The sequence below is a fragment of the Kitasatospora sp. NPDC001527 genome, assembly GCF_040298605.1.
In the GTDB taxonomy this organism is placed as follows: domain Bacteria; phylum Actinomycetota; class Actinomycetes; order Streptomycetales; family Streptomycetaceae; genus Kitasatospora.
In genome coordinates this window covers 1-3,856 of record NZ_JBEPAM010000116.1, presented here as the reverse complement: position 1 = coordinate 3,856, position 3,856 = coordinate 1, and the positions used below count along the sequence as shown (strand labels likewise).

The window sequence follows — 3,856 nt, the reverse complement described above, 5'->3', positions numbered from 1 at the left end:
GCGAAGGCGGACCCACCCGCCTCCTCACCTCCGCCGCCCACCTCCACACCCACGGCGCCACCATCGACTGGCACACCACCTTCCCCACCCACACCCGCCACCGCGTCGACCTCCCCACCTACGCCTTCGACCACCGCCGCTACTGGCTCGAACCCGACACCCCCACCACCACCGCCACCACCGCCACCGACCCCGTCGAAACCGCCTTCTGGGAAGCCGTCGAACGCGAAGACCTCGACCACCTCCTCACCACCCTCGAACTCGACACCCCCGACACCCTGTCACCCCTCCTCCCCTCCCTCGCCTCCTGGCGCCGCCGCAACCGCCAACAAGCCCTCACCGACTCCTGGCGCTACCGCATCACCTGGAAGCCCCTGACCGACCCCAAGGCCACTGTGCCGTCGGGCAGTTGGCCGACCGTGATCCCCGCGGGCGTCCCCGAGGCGCACCAGGTGGTCGAGGCCCTGCGCGGCCAGGGCCTCCAGGTGGTGCCGCTGGAGGTGAAGCCCGCGGACGCCGACCGCGAGACGCTCGCCTCGCACCTGCGGGAGGCGCTGGACGGCACGGCCCCCGCCGGAGTGCTCTCCCTGCTCGCCCTCACCGAGGGCCCGCACCAGAGCTGCGCGGAGCTGCCGGCCGGGCTCGGTCTCACCCTGACGCTGGTCCAGGCCCTCGGCGACGCGGGAATCGACGCTCCCCTCTGGCTCGCCACCCGCGGCGCCGTCACCACCGCACCGGCAGGCACCGCCGGGACCGACCGGCCGGTCGACCCCGCCCAGGCCGCCGTCTGGGGCCTGGGGCGGGTCGCCGCCCTCGAACACCCGCAGCGCTGGGGCGGCATGATCGACCTGCCCGAGACCCTGGACGGCCGCGCCGCCGCGCTGCTGTGCGCCGCCCTGGCCGGGCCCGGCGACGAGGACCAGCTCGCCGTGCGTGGCACCCGCCTCCTGGTCCGCCGACTGGTCCGGGCGTCCCTGGCCGCGGCGGACCCCGTCCCGGCCTGGAAGCCCCGCGGCACCGTGCTGATCACCGGCGGCACCGGCGGCATCGGAAGCCAGACGGCCCGGTGGCTGGCCCGCAACGGCGCCGAGCACCTGGTCCTCACCAGCCGCAGCGGCGCGGCGGCGCCCGGCGCGCGGCAGCTGGAGGCCGAACTCACCGAGCTGGGCGCCCGCGTCACCCTCGCCGCCTGCGACGTGACCGACCTCGCCGCGCTGACCGACCTGGTCCGGCAGGTCGAGGCGGACGGTTCGCGGATCCGCACCGTCCTGCACATCGCCGGCGCGGGCGTGCTGGTGCCGCTCGCGGACACCGACCTCCTGGAGTTCTCCGACACCGCCCACGCCAAGATCGTGGGAGCGGCCAACCTGGACGCGGTGTTCGACCGCTCCGAGCTGGACGCCTTCGTGCTCTTCTCCTCCATCTCCGCGGTCTGGGGAAGCGGGGACCACGGCGCCTACGCGGCGGCCAACGCCTACCTCGACGGCCTCGCCGAGCGGCGCCGGGCCCGGGGCCTCGCCGCCACCTCGGTGGTCTGGGGCATCTGGAGCCCGGAGGACGGCGGCGGCATGGCCGCCAACCTCGCCGAGGAGCAACTGCGCGGCCGCGGCATCCCGTTCATGTCGCCGCAGCTGGCCATCAACGCCTTCCAGCAGGTGCTGGACCGCGACGACTGCGTGGTGGTCGTCGCGGACGTCGACTGGGAGCGGTTCGTCCCGGTGTTCACCTCCGCCCGGCCGAGCCCGCTGCTCGGCGAGGTGCCGGAGGTGGCCGGGATCCTGGCCGCCGAGGCCGCCCCGGCCCCGGCCGGGGACGACGACTCCTCGGTGCGCCTGCGGCTGACCGGGCTGTCCCCCGAGGAGCGCCGGCGCGCCCTCTCCGAGCTGGTGTGCACCCAGATCGCCTCGGTGCTCGGCTACCCCGGCCCGGCGGCCGTCGACGAGTCACGGGCCTTCCGGGAGCTCGGCTTCGACTCCCTGAGCGCCGTCGACCTGCGCAACCGGCTGAGCGCGGCGACCGGCCTGCGCCTGCCCGTCACGGTGGTCTTCGACTACCCGCGGGCCCGGGCGCTGGCCGACCACATCGGGGCCTCGCTCTTCCCCGACCAGGGCCGCACGGCCCCCACCGACCCCGCCGAGGCGGAGGTCCGGGAGCTGCTGGACTCCATTCCGCTGCTGCGGCTCCAGGAGTCCGGACTGCTCGACGAACTGCGCAGGCTGGCCCAGTCGCCCGACACCGATTCCGCCGCGGTGCCCGGCGACGGCGACTCCGCGGAGGCCATCGACGATCTGGACGTCGATGGGCTGATCCGCATGGCGTACGACAACAAGTGACCTCTGAGACGAAGCGAAGAGCGGAGCAGATGATGACGAGCGCCGACGACAAACTCGTGGGAGCGCTGCGCGAGTCCCTGAAGGAGACCGAGCGGCTGCGGCGGGCCAACCAGCAGCTCACGGCCGCGTCCCGGGAGCCGATCGGCATTGTCGCCATGAGCTGCCGCTACCCCGGGGCCGGCTCCCCCGAGGAGCTGTGGAACCTGGTCGCGCGGGAGCAGGACGCCATCTCCGGGTTCCCCGTCAACCGCGGCTGGGACCTGGAGGGCCTCTACGACCCGGACCCGGACCAGCAGGGCAAGGTCTACACCACCGAGGGCGGCTTCCTGCACGACGCCGACCGCTTCGACCCGGCGTTCTTCGGCATCTCCCCGCGTGAGGCCAGTGCCATGGACCCGCAGCAGCGGTTGCTGCTGGAGACCTCCTGGGAGGCCTTCGAGCGGGCCGGCATCGACCCCTCGGGCCTGCACGGCACCAAGGTCGGCCTGTTCGTCGGAGCGGCGTACCAGGGCTGGGGCATCGACTACCAGAACGTGCCCGACGGCGTGCAGGGCCACCTGGTCACCGGCATGTCGACCAGCGTCATCTCCGGCCGCGTCTCGTACACCCTCGGCCTGGAGGGCCCGGCCGTCACGGTCGACACCGCGTGCTCGTCCTCGCTGGTGGCCCTGCACCTCGCCGTCCAGTCGCTGCGGCAGGGCGACTGCGCGATGGCGATGGTCGGCGGCGCCGCGATCATGGCCGACCCGCTCGGCCTGGTCGGCTTCAGCCGCCAGCGCGGCCTGGCCCAGGACGGCCGCTGCAAGGCGTTCAGCGAGGACGCCGACGGCATGGGCCTCGGCGAGGGCGTCGGCGTGCTGCTGCTGGAGCGGCTGTCGGACGCGCGGCGCAACGGGCACCCGGTGCTCGCGGTCGTCCGGGGCAGCGCGATCAACCAGGACGGCGCGAGCAACGGGCTGAGCGCGCCGAACGGTCCCGCCCAGCAGCGGGTGATCCGGGCGGCGCTGGCCAACGCCCGGCTGACGCCCGAGCAGGTCGACCTGGTGGAGTCGCACGGCACCGGGACGACGCTGGGCGACCCGATCGAAGCGGGCGCCCTGCTGGCGACGTACGGCCAGGGGCGGCCCGCCGAGCGGCCGCTGTGGCTGGGCTCGGTCAAGTCGAACCTGGGACACGCCCAGGCCGCGTCCGGCGTGGCCGGGGTCATCAAGACGGTGATGGCGATGCGCAACGGTGTGCTGCCGCGCACCCTGCACGTCAACGAGCCCTCGCGGAAGGTGGACTGGGAGTCCGGCGCGGTGCGGCTGCTGACGCAGGCCCGGCCGTGGCCGCAGGGCGAGGAGCCCCGGCGGGCCGGTGTGTCCTCGTTCGGTGTGAGCGGCACCAACGCCCACATCGTCCTGGAGCAGGCGCCAGCGGAGGAGCCGGCCGCCGTCGAGGAGTACCCGTCCGTGCTGCCGGGTTCGGGGGTGGTGCCGCTGGTGGTGTCGGCGCGCAGCGCCGCGTCGCTGCGCGCTCAGGCC

The 3,856-nt window shown here is 74.5% G+C and carries 2 protein-coding genes; both read left to right on the top strand.

All coding sequences use genetic code 11. The features are described 5' to 3' along the window. A partial coding sequence (locus ABT238_RS38635) for an SDR family NAD(P)-dependent oxidoreductase (RefSeq protein WP_350807360.1) occupies window positions 1-2,333 on the top strand: 2,333 nt, incomplete at its 5' end. Window positions 2,334-2,389: 56 nt separating this feature from the next. Next, window positions 2,390-3,856, top strand: a 1,467-nt coding sequence (locus ABT238_RS38630) for a type I polyketide synthase (protein WP_502884432.1), incomplete at its 3' end; no start/stop codon positions are given.